At 62.5% G+C, this 18565-nt stretch carries 19 protein-coding genes; 9 read left to right on the top strand and 10 right to left on the bottom strand.

Going from position 1 to position 18565, the window contains the following annotated elements; translation table 11 throughout:
* Positions 1-319: 319 nt before the first annotated feature.
* On the bottom strand, positions 320-904 hold the full coding sequence (sodB, locus tag B0O95_RS00100) for a superoxide dismutase [Fe] (protein ID WP_104076068.1): 585 nt from the start codon (positions 902-904) through the stop codon (positions 320-322).
* Positions 905-1106: 202 nt separating this feature from the next.
* Positions 1107-2483 (bottom strand): exodeoxyribonuclease VII large subunit, encoded by a 1377-nt coding sequence (gene xseA / locus B0O95_RS00095; RefSeq protein WP_104076067.1) that lies wholly within the window; start codon positions 2481-2483, stop codon positions 1107-1109.
* 418 nt (positions 2484-2901) lie between these two features.
* Here xseA and lpxK point away from each other — a divergent pair, with 418 nt between their 5' ends.
* The 5 genes from lpxK to B0O95_RS00070 all read left to right on the top strand — a co-directional run bounded on the left by lpxK (position 2902) and on the right by B0O95_RS00070 (position 6686).
* A complete protein-coding gene (gene lpxK / locus B0O95_RS00090) occupies positions 2902-3927 on the top strand; it encodes a tetraacyldisaccharide 4'-kinase (RefSeq protein WP_104076304.1) in 1026 nt (341 codons plus the stop codon).
* Positions 3908-4102: a Trm112 family protein gene (locus B0O95_RS00085; RefSeq protein ID WP_104076066.1), complete on the top strand. Its 195-nt coding sequence runs from the start codon at positions 3908-3910 to the stop codon at positions 4100-4102. Before lpxK ends, B0O95_RS00085 begins: the two co-directional genes overlap by 20 nt.
* Before the next feature lie 4 nt (positions 4103-4106).
* On the top strand, positions 4107-4922 hold the full coding sequence (kdsB, locus tag B0O95_RS00080) for a 3-deoxy-manno-octulosonate cytidylyltransferase (protein ID WP_104076065.1): 816 nt from the start codon (positions 4107-4109) through the stop codon (positions 4920-4922).
* A gap of 195 nt (positions 4923-5117) precedes the next feature.
* Complete coding sequence (gene adk, locus B0O95_RS00075) at positions 5118-5780, top strand: adenylate kinase (protein WP_104076064.1); 663 nt, start codon at positions 5118-5120, stop codon at positions 5778-5780.
* 147 nt (positions 5781-5927) lie between these two features.
* Complete coding sequence (locus tag B0O95_RS00070) at positions 5928-6686, top strand: 3-hydroxyacyl-CoA dehydrogenase (RefSeq protein WP_104076063.1); 759 nt, start codon at positions 5928-5930, stop codon at positions 6684-6686.
* A gap of 124 nt (positions 6687-6810) precedes the next feature.
* Here the strand turns inward: B0O95_RS00070 and B0O95_RS00065 are convergent, their stop codons facing one another.
* A complete protein-coding gene (locus B0O95_RS00065; protein ID WP_104076062.1) occupies positions 6811-7653 on the bottom strand; it encodes a SirB1 family protein in 843 nt (280 codons plus the stop codon).
* Between the two features lie 7 nt (positions 7654-7660).
* Positions 7661-9211 (bottom strand): murein biosynthesis integral membrane protein MurJ, encoded by a 1551-nt coding sequence (gene murJ, locus B0O95_RS00060; protein WP_104076061.1) that lies wholly within the window; start codon positions 9209-9211, stop codon positions 7661-7663.
* 386 nt (positions 9212-9597) lie between these two features.
* Here murJ and rpsT point away from each other — a divergent pair, with 386 nt between their 5' ends.
* Positions 9598-9873 (top strand): 30S ribosomal protein S20, encoded by a 276-nt coding sequence (gene rpsT / locus B0O95_RS00055; protein WP_013434237.1) that lies wholly within the window; start codon positions 9598-9600, stop codon positions 9871-9873.
* Between the two features lie 260 nt (positions 9874-10133).
* Here the strand turns inward: rpsT and B0O95_RS00050 are convergent, their stop codons facing one another.
* Positions 10134-10481, bottom strand: a complete 348-nt coding sequence (locus B0O95_RS00050; protein ID WP_076785401.1) for a DUF3579 domain-containing protein — start codon at positions 10479-10481, stop codon at positions 10134-10136.
* Between the two features lie 541 nt (positions 10482-11022).
* Here B0O95_RS00050 and argF point away from each other — a divergent pair.
* Positions 11023-11955, top strand: a complete 933-nt coding sequence (gene argF / locus B0O95_RS00045; protein WP_104076060.1) for an ornithine carbamoyltransferase — start codon at positions 11023-11025, stop codon at positions 11953-11955.
* Between the two features lie 232 nt (positions 11956-12187).
* On the opposite strand, the gene murB is transcribed toward argF, so the two are convergent.
* Positions 12188-13237, bottom strand: a complete 1050-nt coding sequence (gene murB, locus B0O95_RS00040; RefSeq protein ID WP_199180389.1) for a UDP-N-acetylmuramate dehydrogenase — start codon at positions 13235-13237, stop codon at positions 12188-12190.
* A gap of 202 nt (positions 13238-13439) precedes the next feature.
* Between murB and B0O95_RS00035 the strand changes: the two genes are divergently transcribed.
* Positions 13440-13925, top strand: coding sequence for a YajQ family cyclic di-GMP-binding protein (locus B0O95_RS00035; protein WP_076796982.1), 486 nt, complete (start codon positions 13440-13442; stop codon positions 13923-13925).
* A 28-nt stretch (positions 13926-13953) separates the two neighbouring features.
* Here B0O95_RS00035 and plsY read toward each other — a convergent pair whose 3' ends face one another.
* From plsY to B0O95_RS00005, 4 genes are all read right to left on the bottom strand, one after another.
* A complete protein-coding gene (gene plsY, locus B0O95_RS00030) occupies positions 13954-14577 on the bottom strand; it encodes a glycerol-3-phosphate 1-O-acyltransferase PlsY (protein WP_104076058.1) in 624 nt (207 codons plus the stop codon).
* A gap of 200 nt (positions 14578-14777) precedes the next feature.
* Complete coding sequence (locus tag B0O95_RS00025) at positions 14778-15269, bottom strand: aminoacyl-tRNA deacylase (protein WP_104076057.1); 492 nt, start codon at positions 15267-15269, stop codon at positions 14778-14780.
* A 509-nt stretch (positions 15270-15778) separates the two neighbouring features.
* Positions 15779-16696 (bottom strand): hypothetical protein, encoded by a 918-nt coding sequence (locus B0O95_RS00015; protein ID WP_233202984.1) that lies wholly within the window; start codon positions 16694-16696, stop codon positions 15779-15781.
* A gap of 453 nt (positions 16697-17149) precedes the next feature.
* Entirely contained in the window at positions 17150-18322 is a 1173-nt protein-coding gene (locus tag B0O95_RS00005; protein ID WP_146063944.1) for a hemolysin, read from the bottom strand.
* Positions 18323-18382: 60 nt separating this feature from the next.
* Between B0O95_RS00005 and B0O95_RS16220 the strand changes: the two genes are divergently transcribed.
* A partial coding sequence (locus B0O95_RS16220) for a hypothetical protein (RefSeq protein ID WP_233202982.1) occupies positions 18383-18565 on the top strand: 183 nt, incomplete at its 3' end.

The following is an 18565-nucleotide window of genomic DNA, read 5'->3' as shown; positions in this document are numbered from 1 at the left end:
GCAGCGCACGGGCTGCGTGCACGCCGCGCACCGCGCAACGCCCTCCCCCACGTGTACGCATCGCAACGGTGCGCCGCCCGACGCCGGCACCGCGTGCTGCCTACGCCGCGCCGGCGTATTGCTTCGCACGGAACTTGCTGACAGTCTACATGCCGCTATGCTGCGATTGTGAGCAGGACGCGAACCTGCGGTATTGAGCTTACGACACCTTCTAAAGCATCCCATCGACCTTCCGGCCGGCTCGCCCAGCCCCTGATGACGAAGGCGCGCGATCGGGTACCACGCGTCACTACGCGCGCGGCGATGCCGCGCGCGAGCCTCACACGCTGAAGTTCTTGGCGGCGAAATCCCAGTTCACAACGTTCCAGAACGCCTCGACAAACTTCGGACGTGCGTTGCGATAGTCGATGTAGTACGCGTGCTCCCAGACGTCCAACGTCAGTAACGGCGTGGCGTCGGTCGTCAGCGGCGTAGCGGCGTTGCTGGTCGAAACGATGTCCAGTGAGCCATCGGCCTTCTTCACGAGCCAGGCCCAGCCCGAGCCGAACGTGCCGACCGCCACCTTTGTGAAAGCTTCCTTAAATGCGTCGTACGAGCCCCACTTCGCGTTGATCGCGTCACCGAGCTTGCCGGTCGGCGCGCCGCCGCCCTGCGGCGACAGACTGTTCCAGAAAAAAGTGTGGTTCCACACTTGTGCTGCGTTGTTGAAGATGCCGCCTGACGATTTCTTGACGATCTCCTCCAGCGACAGGTTCTCGAACTCCGTACCCGGGATCAGGTTGTTCAGGTTCGTCACATAGGCCTGGTGGTGTTTGCCGTAGTGGAATTCCAGCGTCTCTTCCGAGATGTGCGGAGCCAGCGCATTCTTCGCGAACGGCAGGGGGGGGAGCGTATGTTGTGCCATGGTGCAAACTTCCTTTATAACGGATTGGGGACCAGGGAGAGTCATGCTGCCGAGCACTCGATTCTAGGTGAGTTGGAATAACCTCGCAAATCGTCGGCCCTTTATGCGCAGCATTACTTTGCTTGTTCCTGTAAATGAGTCAGAACTGCTCGGCAATGCGCGATCCTGCGCAACAGTCAGCGCCGATAGCGCCGACGCCGCCCTAGAATTCCTCATCCAGGCGAGGCTGCACGTGCGCAATGCCAAGATCCGCGCTGCCGTGCGCGAGGTGCACCGTTACGCGGCTACCCGGGTTGAGCGCGTCCGGCGCGCGCACCGCCGCGCCGCTGTGCGGGTCGATCAGCGCCGCATAGCCGCGCTCCAGCGTGCGCCGCGGACTGAGCAACTCGGTGCGAGCAGCCAGCTCGGATACCTGCGCGCGTCGACGCTCGTGCTGCCTGCGCAGTGCATCGCGCAGGCGCTGCCCGAGCCGCTGCACACGTTCGGACGCCCGCTCCATGTCGGGCCGGCTGCGCTGCCAGCGCAACTGGACCATTGTCAGCTGCGCGCGCGCATCCCGCACCGGACGCGCGCCGGCCGAGCACAACCGCAGCGACAGTTGCCGCAGGTGCTGGCGCTGCCTGGCGATCCGCTCGGCCGGGCTCACGAGCCGGCGCGCAAGCCAGTCCAACTGCTGCGCGCGCCGCTCCATCATCCGGCCGAAGCCACGCGCCAGCGCCGCGTGGCGATGGTCCAACTCGCGCAATAGCACGGTGCGCTGCGCACTGACCAGTTCCGCTGCCGCCGTCGGCGTCGGCGCGCGGACATCAGCGGCGAAGTCGGCAATCGTGAAATCGGTTTCGTGCCCGACGCCGGACACGATCGGCAACACACTAGAGGCGATTGCCCGCGCGAGCGATTCGTCGTTGAACGCCCACAAGTCCTCGATCGAACCACCGCCGCGGCACACGATCAGCACATCGACTTCGGCACGGCGGTTGGCCGTGCCGATCATCGCCGCGACGCGCGCGGCCGCATCAGCGCCCTGCACCGGCGCCGGGTAGACGATGACCGGCACATGCGGGGCACGCCGTGCAAGCGTGGTCAACACGTCGCGCAGCGCCGCAGCTTGCAGCGACGTGACGATACCGATGGTCCGCGGGTGCGACGGCAACGCGCGCTTGCGCTCAGCGGCGAACAGGCCCTCGGCCTCAAGCTGTGCTTTCAGCTTCAGAAACGCTTCGTACAGCCGGCCCTGCCCGGTGCGTCGGACCGCCTCCACGTTCAGTTGCAACTCGCCGCGCGGCTCGTACATCGTCACCGTGGCGCGAACCTCGATCCGGTCGCCCTCGCGCGGCGTGAACTGTGCATATTGGGCACGGCCACGGAACATCACGCAACGAATCTGCGCACAATCGTCCTTGATCGAGAAATACCAATGGCCACTGGCTGCCCGCGTAAAATTCGAGACTTCGCCGGCGATCCAGGCGAGCGCAAACGCACGCTCGAGCAGGGTGCCGATCGCGCGATTCAAGGCGGACACGGGAATCACCGCGTCGCCGCCGACAAAGGGGGTCGAGGGGGAAAATTCTGCTGTCATCGGGCGGTATTGGGGGACGGGAGGATCCGCTACGACCCGGCGGGGCCGCAGCTGTCCACACAGTCGATTCTACCGGTCTTTGTGCCGCACCGGCCGGCCGTCCCCGCACGGGAGCGTCAAACCTTTGCCACGCAAGACTTTGTACACTGCCCCAGTTGGCAGCAAGTCACTGAAAAACTTTCCGCCCCATGGGCTTACCGGCGATAACCCCGAGATTCCCACAAAGTTATCCACAATAATTGGGGATAGTATGCCGGCATCTAACCCATTATGGACAAGTGATCAGCGTCCCCGTGCGAGCATCGGCCCGGTCCGGCCTTTCAGCCGGCTTGCCGCGCACGCCTGTGCCACGTTAGAGTTGTGGCCTGCCGTGCCGTTGTCCGACGCCCTACTCCATCTGCGTACCACCGCCATGCCTATGCCACTGCCCCGTGCCATCATCGCCCGTCTCGAGCATATGTTCTCGCGTGAATGGCAGCGCCGTGGCATGCTCGCGTACACGCTATGGCCCTTGTCCCAGTTGTTTGCCGCCGTCTGCGCGCTGCGCCGGCTCGCGTATGCGCGCGGCTGGTGCAAGACGTGGTACATCAACGTACCGGTCGTGGTGGTGGGCAACGTGACGGTCGGCGGCACCGGCAAGACGCCAACCGTCATCGCGCTGATCGAGGCGTTGCGCGATGCAGGCTTCACGCCTGGCGTAGTGTCGCGCGGCTATGGCGCGCGCATCGTGCGGCCCACCGCGGTCAGCTCCGCGTCGTCGCCTGCGCTGGCGGGCGATGAGCCGCTACTGATCGCTCGCCGCACCGGGGTGCCCGTGTGGGTCTGTCCGGACCGAGTCGCGGCCGCCAGCGCGCTGGTGCAAGCTCATTGGGAAGTGGATGTCATCGTCAGCGACGACGGCCTGCAGCACTATCGGCTCGCGCGCGACATCGAGCTGGTGGTTTTCGACCACCGACTAGGGGGCAACGGGTTCCTGCTGCCCGCCGGGCCGCTGCGCGAACCGCTGAGTCGCGTCCGCGACGCAACGTTGATCAACAACCCTGACGGGCGCAGCCTGCCGCCGTGGCCGTCGACTTTCGCGCTGACGCTGCAGCCCGCCGACGCATGGCACCTGGATAATCCACACCTGCGCCGGCCGCTAGCGCAGTTCGCCGGCGAGCGCGTGCTGGCCGCTGCCGGCATCGGCGCGCCGGAGCGTTTCTTCGCGACACTGCGTGCGAGCGGCCTCGCGCCCGCGACACGCGCGCTGCCCGACCACTATCCTTTCGATGAGAACCCGTTCATGACCGATACAGCCGATGCGATCCTGATCACCGAAAAGGATGCGGTAAAATGCACGGCTTGGCGTGATTCACGTCTATGGGCGGTGCCCGTCGACGCCACGCTCGACCCTCGCCTGATTGCGCTCGTTGTGGAGAAACTTCGTGGACGCTCGCCTGCTTGAAATCCTCGTCTGCCCGTTGTGCAAGGGGCCTCTGCACCATGATCGCAACGCACAGGAACTGATTTGCCATGCCGATAAGCTCGCGTATCCGATCCGCGACGGCATTCCAGTGATGCTGGTCGATGAGGCGCGCCAGACGGTCGAAGGCACGCCGGTCGAGCCGGCCGGCAACTGATCCGATGCACGCCGCAGTTCCATTCATCGTCGTCGTTCCGGCCCGCCTCGCGTCCACCCGTCTGCCGGGCAAGCCGCTCGCCGACCTAGCCGGCAAGCCCATGGTGATACACGTGGCCGAGCAGGCCCGCGCGTCAGGCGCGAGCCGCGTGTTGATCGCCACCGACGCCGAAGTCGTGCTCAATGCGTGCCGAGCGCATGGCATCGAGGCGCTGCTGACCCGCACCGACCATCCGACCGGCACCGACCGGCTGGCCGAAGTGGTCCACACCTGCCGTCTGCCCGACGACGCACTGGTGGTCAATGTGCAAGGCGATGAACCGCTGATCGAGCCGCGGCTGGTCGCCGGCGTCGCCGCGCACCTGGCCGCCAATCCTGATTGTGCGATTGCCACCGCCGCCCATCCGATCGCCGATCCGGCAGAGGTCTTTAATCCGAACATCGTGAAGGTGGTCCTCGATGCCCGCGGTATCGCACTGTATTTTTCTCGCGCGCCGATCCCGTGGTCACGCGATGCGTACCAGCCGCAATGGAGCCCGAAGGATGGCGCGGCGCCCGTGGTCGACATCGCGCGGCTGCCGGCGCCGAGTACTGCGGTACATCGTCACATCGGCCTGTACGCATACCGGGCTGGCTTCCTGCGCCGCTACCCCGAGCTTTCGCAGGCGCCGGTCGAAATCGCCGAGGCACTCGAGCAACTGCGGGCGATATGGCATGGGGAACGGATCGCGGTGTTGCTTACGCCACACGCGCCGCCGCCTGGTGTCGACACGCCGGCGGACCTGGAGCGAGTTCGCGCGATTCTCGCTCGACGAGGCTGAGGATCGCGCGCCGCGTGGCATAATCGGGCGCTTATGCCACGCGCCCGGTAGCGACAGGCGGCATATACGGCGCCCATTGGCGACGAGTTGTCTGCCGCGCATACGCACCGTGCGTCAGGCTGCAGTCAGATTCGCGTGCGACGCTGATGGTCTGCCCGCTCACAGAATTCACAAGCAATCTCGGAGATAATCATCATGCGTTTGATCCTGTTAGGCGCCCCTGGCGCGGGCAAGGGCACCCAGGCAAACTTCATCAAGGACAAGTTTGCAATCCCGCAAATCTCGACCGGTGACATGCTGCGCGCGGCCGTGAAGGCCGGCACGCCGCTCGGCGTGGAGGCCAAGCGCTACATGGACGCGGGCGAGCTCGTTCCGGATACGCTGATCATCGGACTCGTCAAGGAACGGCTTCAGCAGGCCGATTGCAAGAACGGCTACCTGTTCGACGGCTTTCCGCGTACGATCCCGCAGGCCGACGCGATGAAGCAGGCTGGCGTGGCGATCGACTACGTGCTGGAGATTGACGTACCGTTCGACGAGATCATCGAGCGCATGAGCGGGCGCCGCACGCACCCGACATCGGGACGCACATATCACATCAAGTTCAATCCGCCGAAGGTCGACATGGTCGACGACGTGACCGGCGAACCCCTGGTTCAGCGCGACGACGACAAGGAAGAAACGGTCCGCAAGCGCCTGGACGTCTACGTCGCGCAAACGTGCCCGTTGATCGACTACTACATGCAATGGGCGCAGCGCGGTGACGAGAATGGGCTGAAAGCTCCCCGGTACCGGAAAATCTCCGGGCTCGGCACCGTCGACGAGATCCGCCAACGCGTGTTCGACGCGCTGCAGTAACCGGCACAGAACAGCGCGATCCAAGATACAACGGTCCAAAACACAACGATCCAGGACATAACGATCTACGATCGCCACGACCGTGGCGCCGCACATGCGGCGCGGCTCACGAGGCTGCACGCGTATCGACAGCAGGAGACCCTCGACATGCAGATCCGCGACAACGTTTTTGTCATCACGGGTGGCGCCTCGGGCTTGGGCGCGGGCACAGCCCGGATGCTGGCCGAGCACGGCGGCAAGCCGGTCATCGCCGACCTGAACAAGGCGGCGGGCCAGGCGCTCGCCGACCAACTCGATGGCCGCTTCGTCAAGTGCGACGTGTCGCGCGAGGACGACGCACGCGCCGTGATCGAGACCGCCATACGGCTTGGAACGTTGCGCGGCCTGGTCAATTGCGCGGGCATCGCGCCGGCGGCCAAGACCGTTGGCAAGGACGGCCCGCATCCGCTCGATCTGTTCGCCAAGACGATTGGCGTGAACCTGATCGGCACGTTTAACATGATCCGGCTTGCGGCCGCCGCGATGTCGACCAACCCGCCCAATGAGCATGGCGAGCGCGGGGTCATCGTGAACACCGCATCGGTCGCCGCTTTCGATGGCCAGATCGGCCAGGCCGCCTATGCGGCATCCAAGGGCGGCGTCGTCGGGATGACGCTGCCGGTTGCTCGCGACCTATCGCGCAGCGCAATCCGTGTCATGACGATCGCCCCCGGCATCTTCGAGACGCCGATGTTACTAGGCATGCCCAAAGAACTCCAGCATGCGCTCGGCGCGATGGCGCCATTCCCGCCCCGGCTCGGTAAGCCGTCCGAATATGCGATGCTAGTCAAGCAGATTCTGGACAATCCCATGCTCAACGGTGAAGTGATCCGGCTTGACGGCGCGATCCGGATGCAGCCGAAATAACCGGTGCAGCTGAAGTAACCCGTGCAATCGAAGTAACCGGTGCAGCCGAAATAACTCATTGCAACCGCAGTCACCTGCGCGCGCCCGCGACCGAGGCCGGACCGGTTGCTGCCGCGTCGGAACGTCAATCGCCGCGCCGCGTCCGCTGGCGCAACTCTTGCAATTGCGACTCGATGACAGTCGCATCGGCCGCGTCGGGCTCCTGCTCCAGATAGCGCTCCAAATCCTCCAGGGCAGGTCGCAGATAGTCCAGCCGCGCATACGCGAAGCCGCGATCGCGGACTTCCTCGATGCTCTCCGGCAGCAGGATGACGAGTCGTTGTTGGACGGCCAGCAGCCGTTGCCAGCGTTCGGTCTGCAGGTAGATCGTTTTCAGGTTACGCAACATCCGCGCGACGATCTCCCGCTCGGTGGCCGGTTGCAGCAGCGCGTGCAGCGTGCCGGCGATCGATTGCCCGCCTTTGTCCAAATACGGCTCGAGCATCTCGACCATGCGCGACTCGGTCAACGACTCACCGGTCGTCGGATCCAGCATCACTTCGCCTGCCGCAATAGTCGCCCGCAACAGGAAGTGACCCGGAAACGACACGCCCTTGACGGGTAATCCGAGCTGCCCGGCCATCTCCAAGTAGATCACGGCGAGCGAAATCGGAATGCCACGTCGCTTCTTGAGCACCATGTTCAGATGGCTATTGTCCGGATCATAGTAGTCGTTTAAGTTCGCGCAAAACCCCAACTCCCGGAAGAAGAAGCGGTTCAGCCCCGACAACTTCTGCGTCACGTCGGCGCCCTGCGGCAAGCGTCGACGCAGCCGCACCACCAACGCGTCGATGTCCGCGAGGGTGCCCTGCACGTCCAGGTCCGGATAGGCATCCTGCGCTAACGACAAGGCGGCTTCGGTCAGCGGCAGGCTCTCGTCCTGCGCGACCAATGCGGTGAAAAAATCGAGTATTCGGGAAGTTGTCATTAGCTCGTTATTTCACGCGGCGGCGGAAGTATGCATATTTGAAGCCCATCAGAAACAACATGGCAAAATATAGCGCAGCAAGGATGACCAGCGTCGCACCCAATGCTGCAATGCGCATACCCGGGTGGTGCCCCAGTGCCACCCAATCGAACGACTGGTTGAACCAGCGCATCACGCCGGCAAGCACAAGGCACGCGCCGACCAACTGCACGAAAAACAGCCCCCATCCGGCCGATGGCACGTAGATCGAGCGCCGACGCAAGCCGGCGAACAGCAGCAGCGCATTCACGCATGCACCAACGCCGATGCTTAGCGACAAGCCCGCATGTGCAAGATGGGGCACGAACACGACATTGCACAATTGCGTGACGACTAGTACCGCCAACGCGATCTTCACCGGTGTCTTGATGTCCTGTTTAGCATAAAAACCGGGCGCAAGGATCTTGATCAAGATCAGCCCGAGCAACCCCACCCCATAGGCAGCCAGGGCACGCGACACCATCACGACGTCGTGGCCCGAGAACCGTCCATAATTGAACAACGTGGCTGTTAAGGGTTCAGCGTAGACGAACAGCGCGACAGCACTGGGGGCGGCCAGCAGGAAAGTGAGCCGCAAGCCCCAGTCGAGCAGCGCCGAGTATTCCGCCGCATCGGCATCCGCGTGCGCCTTAGATAAACTGGGCAACAGAATCGTGCCGAGCGCGACACCCAGCAACGCGGTCGGGAACTCCATTAGCCGATCCGCGTACGATAACCACGATACGCTGCCGGGCGCCAGGTGCGAAGCGATATTGGTATTGACGATCAATGATAGCTGGGCGACCGATACCGCGAAGCTGGCAGGCATCATTTTCCACAGGACCCGCTTGACCCCGGGGTGGGCCAGCGCGCGGGCCGGATTGAGCCCGATCCGGGGCATCATCTGGACGCGTTTCAGCCCCGGCAGTTGCACGAACAGCTGCAGCACGCCGCCGGCCAACACCGCGAAAGCGAGCGCGTAGATCGGGGTATCCAAGCGCGGCGCAACGACCAACGCCGCGACGATGAAGCTAACATTGAGCAGGACAGGCGCAAATGCCGGCAGCGAAAAATTCCGATAAGTATTCAAGACGCCGGAGGCCAGCGAAGTCAGCGAGATCAGCGCGATGTACGGAAACATGATCCGCGTCATCGTCACCGCAGGTCCGAACGCTTGAGCGTCGTGACGCAACCCCGATGCGACCACCCACACGACGAACCCGGAGCCGGCGATGCCCAGCACCGACAAGCCGACCAGCACCCAGGCCAGCACGGTGGCGGTCGCGTCGACCAGCGTACGCGTCGCCTCGTGCCCCTTCTGGCTCTTGAACTCGGCCAGGATCGGCACGAACGCCTGCGAAAACGCGCCCTCAGCAGACAGTCGCCGCAGCAGATTCGGGATACGGAACGCGACATTGAACGCGTCGGTGTACGAGCTGGCGCCAAAAGCGCGGGCAATCAGCGTTTCACGCGCCAATCCGGTGATCCGGGAAAGCAAGGTGAAGCCACTGACGGTGACGAGGGCGCGGAGTAGATTCATGCGGCGGCATTATACGGACCCTATACGACGGACACGACCACGGCACGCTGCGGTAGCTGCGCTTACCGAGGGCAGCGCGGTGTGGCTGCTCGTCCCCGGGACTCGTGACAGTGATCCGTGGCGGCGGTCTATGGCGGCGGTCCCGTGGCAACGGTCCGAGGCGACAGGTTCATGGCGGCAGGCCCCGGGGCGATGGTAAATGGGCCGTCCGCGCCCGTTGCCATTGCAGCTAACCGGACGCTTCTACCTAGGTCGATCCGGGAGGGGGGCGCCGATTGCGCATCCCGTTGTTTTATTGTTATAATCCGCCGTTTCGATAGTCCGCCGGGCAACCGTTCCCCGCGGCTCATACTCCAATACCGCTGGAAACAGGATAAGGAACCGTCATGGCTAACTCCGCACAAGCTCGCAAGCGTGCCCGTCAGGCCGCGAAAGCCAATTCACACAATTCTGCGCTGCGCTCCAAAATGCGTACCGCGATCAAGGCCGTGCGCAAGGCGATCGAATCCGGCGACAAGGCAAAGGCTGCCGAGGTGCTGAAGCAATCGTCGAAGACGCTGGACATCATCGCCGACAAGAAGATCATCCATAAGAACAAGGCCGCTCGCCACAAGAGCCGCCTGGCCGCTGCCATCAAGGGTCTGGCGCAGGCTGCAGCGTAAAGCCCCACGCGCCGGTTGGGTTGATCGCCCGCGGCGCGGCCCGCCAAGCGGGCGCGTCGTGTGAAGACCCGGGTTCGTCAAAACGCACCGAGTCGGCCCGGCGCAACACCGGTGGCGCAGCGATGGAGTGGAGTAGTCGAAGCAAAAGCCCGCAATCGCGGGCTTTTTGCGCTGAGATGGCAACCCAAATTGCAGGGCGCTACGCGGCCACGCAAATCCGGCGGCAGGCGCCGCCCACAACCGTCGCTCGCCGTCGCCGCTTAGCCGACCTCGCGTTTGGGCGCGGCGCGTTGCACTGGATGTTCGATCGGCAGCTCGCAGGCTTCGGTCACCACCAGATCGTTGTCCCGGGCAAAATTCATCACGAAATCGAAAGCCATCGGCTCAATGTCGCGCAGCCGCGAATCGACGATCACCGTCTTGATGTCACCGAGCATCACAGGCCGCACGTATAGCGAATACTTCAGCTTCGCGTTCGGCCCCGTCGCCCCTGGACCAAACGATGACATCACACCGCACAGCCGCTCCGACCAGTCACTCGGCCGAAACTTCTTTCCGTTCTTGGTAATGCCTTGAATGAAGTATTCGGTTGAGGATGAGTCGCCCATGTGGAACACCTGAAAGACAGCCCCGCCAGCACCGACTCGACGGCACCCGCGAATAGGGCAAATGAGGCTCCGCGACGCACGGACGTGTTTTCCCACGCCGTACTGCCGCGCGACACCACGACGGCAGGCTCGCCGCGAAAGTCGTTTATTATAGCGCACGCGGTCCCTTGCCGCAGCGCACCACCCTGCCCGGGATACCGGGTCCGCGCTTTCCCGTCGTTCTCGCTACCGTCGCGCTGAACCTGCCTGCGCGCTGAATAGTCGTCGAGCCGAACCAGGGAGCGCGCAACGCGCAAGCTGGTGCGCGCAACGCGCAAGCTGGCGCGCGCCGCCTTTGTTATCCGTCGGTGAACCGGCCGTTCGCCCGCAAATGAGAACCGTCCGGCGCAGTGTAAAGTAGAGCCATGCCCGGTCCGGCGCGGCAGCGGGCGTAGGCCGGCTCGTCAAAGACACCGAAATCCTTTATGCTGGATAGAGTGATCCACATGGCAAGCGGCGGCGCCCGGCGTACTGACCGGCTCAGTCCGCCATATTTGTTTTTATGACCTCCACCAAAACGATTCGCCACTACCTGCAGTTCCGGGATTTTTCTGCCGACGATTACGATTACGTGCTGGAGCGCGCCCGGATTCTGAAACAGAAGTTCAAGAATTACGAAACCTATCACCCGTTGCACGATCGCACGCTGGCCATGATCTTCGAGAAAAACTCGACGCGCACGCGGCTCTCGTTCGAAGCCGGGATCTTCCAACTGGGCGGCCACGCGGTCTTCATGAGCACACGCGACACACAACTGGGTCGCGGCGAACCGATCGAGGATGCGGCGCAGGTCATATCGCGAATGGTCGACATCATTATGATTCGTACGTTCGGTCAGGACATCCTGCGGCGCTTTGCACAGAATTCGCGCGTTCCGGTCATCAATGGGCTGACCAACGAGTATCACCCGTGCCAGGTGCTGGCAGACGTCTTCACGTTCCACGAGCACCGGGGACCGATCCGCGGCAAAACCGTCGCGTGGGTAGGCGACGCGAATAACATGGCTTATACATGGATCGAGGCCGCGCACATCCTCGGTTTTAAGCTTCGCGTGTCGACGCCGCCGGAATACAGGCTCAATCATGCCTCGATTGACCCGGCACACCTGGCATCGTTTGAGGAAACCGACGATCCGCGCGCCGCCTGCGAAGGCGCCCACCTGGTCACGACCGATGTGTGGACCAGCATGGGCTTCGAACAAGAAAACGACGCACGCAAGGCCGCGTTCGCGGATTGGTGCGTCGATGCGGAACTGATGGCGCTCGCGCAGCCTGACGCGCTGTTCATGCATTGCCTGCCCGCACATCGCGGCGAGGAAGTGAGTGCCGACGTCATCGACGGTCGGCAAAGCGTCGTGTGGGACGAGGCCGAGAACCGGCTACACGTGCAAAAGGCGCTGATGGAGTTCTTGATGCTCGGCCGCCTGAATCATTAAGTCCTATCGTCGGCCGTGCGCCGCGACGGCGGAACGAACCGTCGAGCCGGCCGTTGCAGGACGCCGCGCAGATCCATTACAACACGCCGCTCGCACATATCGCGGCGCACGGCTGATGCGAGTCGGGATCCGCGCGACACGCCGTGCCCAGCACCCGATGCGCAACAGCCGCCCCGCAGTTCCGGCGGACAGCCGCAGGTTCGCCAGTACCAGCACTGGGGGAGGCGCGGATTCAGACGACGAGCGGCTCCATGTCGAGTTCCACGCCGAAGCGCTGGCTGACATCGGCGCGGATCGCCTGCGCCAGCGCCAAGACCTGTTCGCCGGTCGCGCCACCGCGATTGACCAGCACCAGGGCCTGGCGCTCGTGCACGGCGGCCGCGCCGATCGAGCGCCCTTTCCACCCGCAGCGATCGATCATCCAACCGGCGGCCAGCTTGACGCGGCCATCACGCTGCGTGTAGCACACGATATCCGGCTCCTTCGCGCGCAGCGCCGCAAACTGCTCGGCATCGACAATCGGATTCTTGAAAAAACTGCCTGCGTTGCCCAGGACTGCCGGGTCAGGCAGCTTTTCACGCCGGATCGCGGTAACCGCGTCGAAGATCTGTCGCGCCGTCGGCTCGCCAATCCCGCTCGCGGCGAGCCAGCTTGCAACGTCCGCATACGAAGCGCGGGCGCGCCATCGCTTCGGCAAGCGAAACGCAACAGACAGGATGATCAGCCGGTCACGCGCAGCATGCTTGAATACGCTGTCGCGATAGCCGAACGCGCAGGCTTGTGCATCGAGGTCCACGATACGCCCGTCGACCATGTCGAGCGCGCGCAACCGTTCAAAGCGCTCGGCAAGCTCGAGGCCATATGCACCGATATTCTGCACCGGCGCGGCGCCGACCGTACCGGGGATCAACGCAAGATTCTCCAATCCGGCCATGCCTTGTTGCAGCGTCCAGTCAACGAAGTCGTGCCAGCGCTCGCCGGCAGCGGCCTCGACGATGTAGGCATCGTCAGTCTGCGCGACGACGCGCCTGCCGCGCAAGTCGATCACGAGCGCCAAACCATCGAAGTCGCGCGTGAGCACGACGTTGCTGCCCGCGCCCAACACCAGGCGCGGCATGCCAGCGATCCGCTGATCGGCACGCAGCGCAGCGAGGGCGGCTTCCGAGCGGATCGCACCGCCCAGTCGCGCGCGCGCGTCGAAGCCAAACGTATTGTGATCTCGCAGTGAATAGTCCGCCTGCAGCGCATTGGGCGCCAGGTCAGCGTCAGTCAATCGGGACATCGCAAAGGCCATCATGGGTCAACGCCGCCGACGCGCACACGGTCCGCTTTGGCGCGGCAGGCGTGGCGCGCGATTTGGCAAAACGCAGGCCATCGGTAAAATGACAAAATGTGTCGCATTATAGCGGCTCGTCACGATTGTCCCGGCATCGCGCACCGGGCGTCGCGCAGCCGTGCTGGCAATTCTTTCGGGAGAAAATGCAATGCCGTCGTTCGATGTAGTCGTGGAAGCCAACATGGTTGAGGTCAAGAACGCGGTCGAGCAGTCGAACAAGGAAATCTCGACGCGCTTCGACTTCAAGGGATCGGATGCGCGCGTCGAGCAAAAGGAACGTGAACTGACACTGTTCGCCGACGATGATTTCAAGCTCGGCCAGGTCAAGGACGTGTTGCTGCAGAAAATGGCCAAGCGCCAGGTCGACGTGCGCTTTCTCGACTACGGCAAGATCGAGAAAATCGGCGGCGACAAGGTCAAGCAACTCGTCACCGTTAAAAAAGGCGTGGCGGGCGATCTCGCAAAAAAGATCGTCAAGCTAGTCAAAGACAGCAAGATCAAAGTGCAAGCCAGCATACAGGGTGACGCGGTGCGCGTGAGCGGCGCCAAGCGCGACGATCTGCAATCCGTCATTGCGATGCTGCGCAAAGAAGTGAGCGACGCCCCGCTCGACTTCAATAATTTTCGCGACTGAGCGGCGCGTTGCCTAGCGGCCCCGGCCGTCACCGCCGCGCACCGGATGCGCCTTTTTTGTCGCCAATCCGGCTCTCCTGTCCGGCTAGTAGCTTGCTGATATTCGCGCGGTGCCGCCACACCAGCAACACGCTCATGGCAATGATGGCCACGGCGATCGGGTTGCCACCGAACATGAACAGGTCGAACAACGGTGCGAACAGCGCCGCAATGAGTGCAGCCAACGACGAGTAGCGGAAAAAGAAAGCAATGATTAGCCACGTGGCGGCGGTTGCGATGCCGAGTACCGGGTCGATCGCAAGCAGCACGCCGGCCGCGGTGGCCACGCCCTTACCGCCCTTGAAGCGGAAGAACACTGGATACAGGTGGCCGACGAATACGGCGATCGATGCCAACGCCACCGAGAGTGCGTCGAGCCCGTATGCGGCGCCGACATGCTTGACGAGCCACACGGCAAGCCATCCCTTGAAAGCGTCGCCAAGCAACGTCAGAACCGCCGCCGCCTTGTTGCCACTGCGCAGCACATTGGTCGCACCGGGGTTTCTCGAGCCATAGGTGCGCGGGTCGGATAGTCCCATTGCGGCGCTGACGATCACCGCGAACGATATCGAGCCGATTAGGTACGCCGCGACGGCGACAAGCAGGTTAGCCATGGAAGAGGACGTGCAACTCGTTCAAAGCGCGTCATTCTACCTAACCCCGGACGTGCCCAGGCGCGCGCGAAAACTTGCTGCGCCGATGCATAACGCATAACGCATAACGCATAGCGCATGGCGCATGGCGCATGGCGCACGAAGCACGAAGCATGGCACATGACGCAAGACAGCGCGCTGCATGCCGCAATCCCACGCGTTCAGTCAGGGCTCGCGCAGTCTACTGGCGTGGCGGCCAGCAGTGTCGTGAGTACCGCCGGGGCAAGGCTCACAAGGTAACCGCGACGCCCGCCGTTCAGGTAAATCCGTTCGAGCAACAGGATCGTGCGCTCCACATACACTGGCAGCGGCTTGCGCGTGCCGAATGGTGACGTGCCGCCGACCAAGTAGCCCGAATGCCGGTTCGCGACGTCGGGCCTGCACGGCTCGATACGCTTGGCGCCGATTTGACGCGCCAGGTTCTTGGTCGACACCGTGCGATCGCCGTGCATCAGCACGATCAGCGGTTTCGCATGCTCATCCTCCATCACCAGCGTCTTGATCACACAATGCTCGGGTACACCGAGCTGCCGCGCGGATTCGGCGGTGCCGCCGTGCTCCACGTAGTCGTAGAGATGCTCGCCGAACTCGACATGGTGATGTCGCAGTAGTTGGGTGGCCGGCGTTTGTGAAACGTGCTTGTTCTTTGCCATGGAGATCCGTCTTGACATCCTCCCCCGCTTAAATTCCGGGGATTCCTACGGCGCTCGCCTCGACGTCTCGAGCCGCAGTGAGCCGCTTCGGTGGGTTCCTACTGCTAGTGGCATGACTGCAACGCTCACTTCACAGGCAAGGCGGGCATGTCCCGCCCTTAAAATGTTAATCGCGCCAGCCATTTTCGGCCACGAGTGCGAGGCTGATGAACTTGGGCCGTGATTGACCGAGGCCAGTATATTCCGCGTCGAGAACCAGCAACATGGTTAGCGAAAAGCGAAAGGTGCCGGCGTGATTGAGATTGTGCGCATCATCGACGCACGGCAGGACTACCCAAAGGGGAAGCGAAAATGAGGACGCTGTGCGCGCTCGTCCTCGTTGCCGCGCGCTTGGGTGTAGTGCGCTTCCCAGGCGTCAGAGACGGCCAGGCGCTCAGCCCGGAACTGGCTAGCAGAGGTAGCAGCGTCTTCGGCAAGTTCGGCTGCGGTCCATCGAGTTGGTGCGCTCGTCATGTGAGGAGTGTTTCCAGACTTGGGATGCGCAGGCGCTCGATCTCCTTGGGCTCGAACTTGGTCAAACCGCCGGCATACGTTCTGCCGCTCCCCGTGTTGATGTTCTTGTTGAGCCACGTCACCAGCCGGGCCATCACGCCATCGGCCAGCGGCTCGCGCGGGTAGAGGCCGTGCGCGACGTTGATGTGCCGCGCGTCGCATGCGTTGAGCGTGAATTGCGGCGGCCGACGAGCCATATAGGTGCAAAGGATCGGGGCCGGAGCCTTGAGCCCCACCGACCACCAGGCTTTGCGGTGTTGCGCGATGTAGCTCTGATCGGCACCGTTCAGCTTCGCCCACGAAAGAAAGGCGTTGATGCGGCAACACTCTTCCTTGGTGAAATCATCCAACTCGGCAGGAAGATCAATCACACGCCGTAGGGCTTCTGCCGACTGCAGCTGAGCACCAGCTAGGATCAAATCCTTGGCCTTAGTGACTGTCGGCAGCTTGACGCGCTCAGGCAGATCCTTTGCGTGCTCGCCTGCAATCCAGATATCGTTTGCGCCTGTGACCTGACCTCGGTGCACGCGGAACAGCTCGCCAAGCTCGATGTCGCCGGCCATAGCAGGCTCAGACGGTCGAACAATGATCGACCAGCGCGGAGCGGCTTGTAGCCGCTCGCGCGGAATCTCGGCTCCCTTGGTCAGGCCGTTAAGTTGTTCCAGCTCGCCGACGTCGCGAACGCGCACCGGCTCATCCATCTCCCCGACGCGAAAGCATGTGATCGCAGCAGTCGTCGCCGTACCAGGAAAGGCTTCGACGGTTGGCTCAAGCACGTGCAGGGCAATGCCGCCCAGTTCCTCAAGTAGCAGCCGGCGCAGTGCTGAACCGTAGTTCACGTCCATCCACTCAGCCGAGGTAATGAACGCGCCCATGTCGCCCGGCTTCGCGAGTAGCCTAGTTTGCAGGAAAAAGTGTAAGTGCAGACCAGCAAGAGCGCTGGCCTTGATGCCGAATTCGGCGAAGTTCGAGGCGTACCAAGCTTTCCAGTTTCAGCGATGTCGTGATGTCGCACCTAAGATGTGTACGAGGTAAGCTTAGTTAAACCTCGTATCTATTTTGTCCTGTCCTTCTCAGTACCCCCCCCCTTTTCCTTATAGCTCTCCCGAGCTTTATGATAAGAGCTGTCGAGCGGCTTAATCTTGAGCATGGCCGCTCGACTAGAATACCCTGCTATCGCGGCAAGAAACAGACCTAATGTAAAAAGTAGTGCTGAGTGCCAATACTCCAGACTTATGTATCCAAGCCCTACACCGATTACGTAAAATCCAATGCGGACGCTCCTAGTTAGGTTGCCGTTGTCAATAATCTTAAATCTTTTCATTTTTTCAGAATTTCTGATTTTTTTGCTTGATTACCCAGTCCGATCCTTTTATGTAATTTCCTAGCTCGTTGATCACTGGCCCCCAAAGCGGATACTTCTCTGTTGCAGTGAAAGTTCCAAGATCGATAAAACTATCAACCCCAAACGCAACCGGATTCGGCCTGAACACTTGCTCCACAGCACTAGCTCCCAAACCAACCATTGCCGCACTGAGTGTAAGTGTCGTAGCAGCAGGAGCATACGGCGAAGGTATGGCCGCAATCGCACCCGTTGTCGCACCAAACCGGCCAGCTGCTGTCGATAAAGCAGCAGCAGTATCCGCAATCTGCTCCTTCGGCAAATCCGGCGGATAATAAAGCATTCCCGCTGGCGTTAGTCCCGCTGCACACTCTGCCGTCGCACAGGGCTTCGGGGGCTTGAGCGCATACCTTCGCGGTCCTAGCTCTGGTTGCATGGGCGCCGCGGTGTAGCTGATCGTGCTTGGCACATCGCTGCTGCTCATCGCATCCACGATATACCGCTGCAGCTCAGCATTATTCGTTACCGTCGCCTGAGTTAGGATTGGCTTACCGTCCGCAGTCTCACCTGCATATACCCACTTGGCCTCTGCATCCGTCGGACGCTGTTCACCGATCAAGGTGTCGGGACTTCCGGCATAAGTTTGGCCACCTTCTGTCATCGACATCTGCCGCATCTGGTCTTCGATCTGCTGCTGGCTGTATTTGTCACCACTCTTTTCTGCAAGCTGTTGGGCCAACGCTTTTTCCTGCGGATGCAACTGCCTGTTAAACCGATCGACGTTATACGCCGCCTGCGCACCCTGCGTTCCCCCAACCACGCCCCCCGCCACGCTCGACATCACATTCGCCACAATGTTGCCCAGCGTCTTGTCCAAGTCCGCATTGCCGGTCGGCTTCTGATCCGCAATCTGCCGGCTCACCGCATCAAGCTTATTCGCCAGCAACGCCGATACCAACGACCCCGCGCCACTTTGCGCCGCCCCCAACAGCCCCCCGCCAATGCCTCCCACCAGCGAGCCGCCCGCGCTCTGCAGGCCAACGCGGTAGCGCCCGCTCTCATCCCATTGGGCCGCTTCGGCCAAATACTGCTGCTTCAGTTGCGGATCGTCGCTCTCGCTAGCCGCCTGGAGCAAGGCGTCGCGCTTGGCATCGGCCACGTCCCCGATCCGCCGCGCAACCGCCTCGCCGGCGTCACGCATCGCGCTCATCAGCTCGCCTTGACTCTGCAAGCTCTGCTGGATGTCTGGCGTCTGATCCACCCGACCGTTCAGATTCGTCGCATCGCGGTTCAGCCCCGCGATAGCCTGCTTCTGCTGATCAGGGTTCGTAATCTCGATCTCGGCATCACTGATCGCGCTCTGCGTGCGGGCACGACTGCTGCCACTCTCGCTCAGATACAG

The sequence above is a fragment of the Mycetohabitans endofungorum genome, from assembly GCF_002927045.1.
In the GTDB taxonomy this organism is placed as follows: Bacteria; Pseudomonadota; Gammaproteobacteria; order Burkholderiales; family Burkholderiaceae; genus Mycetohabitans; species Mycetohabitans endofungorum.
Note: the sequence above shows the minus strand (reverse complement) of the source record. Positions and strands in the feature narration are given on the sequence as shown.

What these genes read in the sequence shown, in the direction of transcription:
- B0O95_RS00025 (WP_104076057.1), bottom strand. Translation starts at nt 15,269, where the DNA reads ATGGCAAAGAACAAGCACGTTTCACAAACGCCGGCCACCCAACTACTG.
- plsY (WP_104076058.1), bottom strand. Translation starts at nt 14,577, where the DNA reads ATGGCTAACCTGCTTGTCGCCGTCGCGGCGTACCTAATCGGCTCGATA.
- murB (WP_199180389.1), bottom strand. Translation starts at nt 13,237, where the DNA reads ATGTCCCGATTGACTGACGCTGACCTGGCGCCCAATGCGCTGCAGGCG.
- B0O95_RS00070 (WP_104076063.1), top strand. Translation starts at nt 5,928, where the DNA reads ATGCAGATCCGCGACAACGTTTTTGTCATCACGGGTGGCGCCTCGGGC.
- B0O95_RS00050 (WP_076785401.1), bottom strand. Translation starts at nt 10,481, where the DNA reads ATGGGCGACTCATCCTCAACCGAATACTTCATTCAAGGCATTACCAAG.
- sodB (WP_104076068.1), bottom strand. Translation starts at nt 904, where the DNA reads ATGGCACAACATACGCTCCCCCCCCTGCCGTTCGCGAAGAATGCGCTG.
- B0O95_RS00015 (WP_233202984.1), bottom strand. Translation starts at nt 16,696, where the DNA reads ATGGGCGCGTTCATTACCTCGGCTGAGTGGATGGACGTGAACTACGGT.
- lpxK (WP_104076304.1), top strand. Translation starts at nt 2,902, where the DNA reads ATGCCACTGCCCCGTGCCATCATCGCCCGTCTCGAGCATATGTTCTCG.
- adk (WP_104076064.1), top strand. Translation starts at nt 5,118, where the DNA reads ATGCGTTTGATCCTGTTAGGCGCCCCTGGCGCGGGCAAGGGCACCCAG.
- kdsB (WP_104076065.1), top strand. Translation starts at nt 4,107, where the DNA reads ATGCACGCCGCAGTTCCATTCATCGTCGTCGTTCCGGCCCGCCTCGCG.
- xseA (WP_104076067.1), bottom strand. Translation starts at nt 2,483, where the DNA reads ATGACAGCAGAATTTTCCCCCTCGACCCCCTTTGTCGGCGGCGACGCG.
- murJ (WP_104076061.1), bottom strand. Translation starts at nt 9,211, where the DNA reads ATGAATCTACTCCGCGCCCTCGTCACCGTCAGTGGCTTCACCTTGCTT.
- rpsT (WP_013434237.1), top strand. Translation starts at nt 9,598, where the DNA reads ATGGCTAACTCCGCACAAGCTCGCAAGCGTGCCCGTCAGGCCGCGAAA.
- B0O95_RS00065 (WP_104076062.1), bottom strand. Translation starts at nt 7,653, where the DNA reads ATGACAACTTCCCGAATACTCGATTTTTTCACCGCATTGGTCGCGCAG.
- B0O95_RS00035 (WP_076796982.1), top strand. Translation starts at nt 13,440, where the DNA reads ATGCCGTCGTTCGATGTAGTCGTGGAAGCCAACATGGTTGAGGTCAAG.
- argF (WP_104076060.1), top strand. Translation starts at nt 11,023, where the DNA reads ATGACCTCCACCAAAACGATTCGCCACTACCTGCAGTTCCGGGATTTT.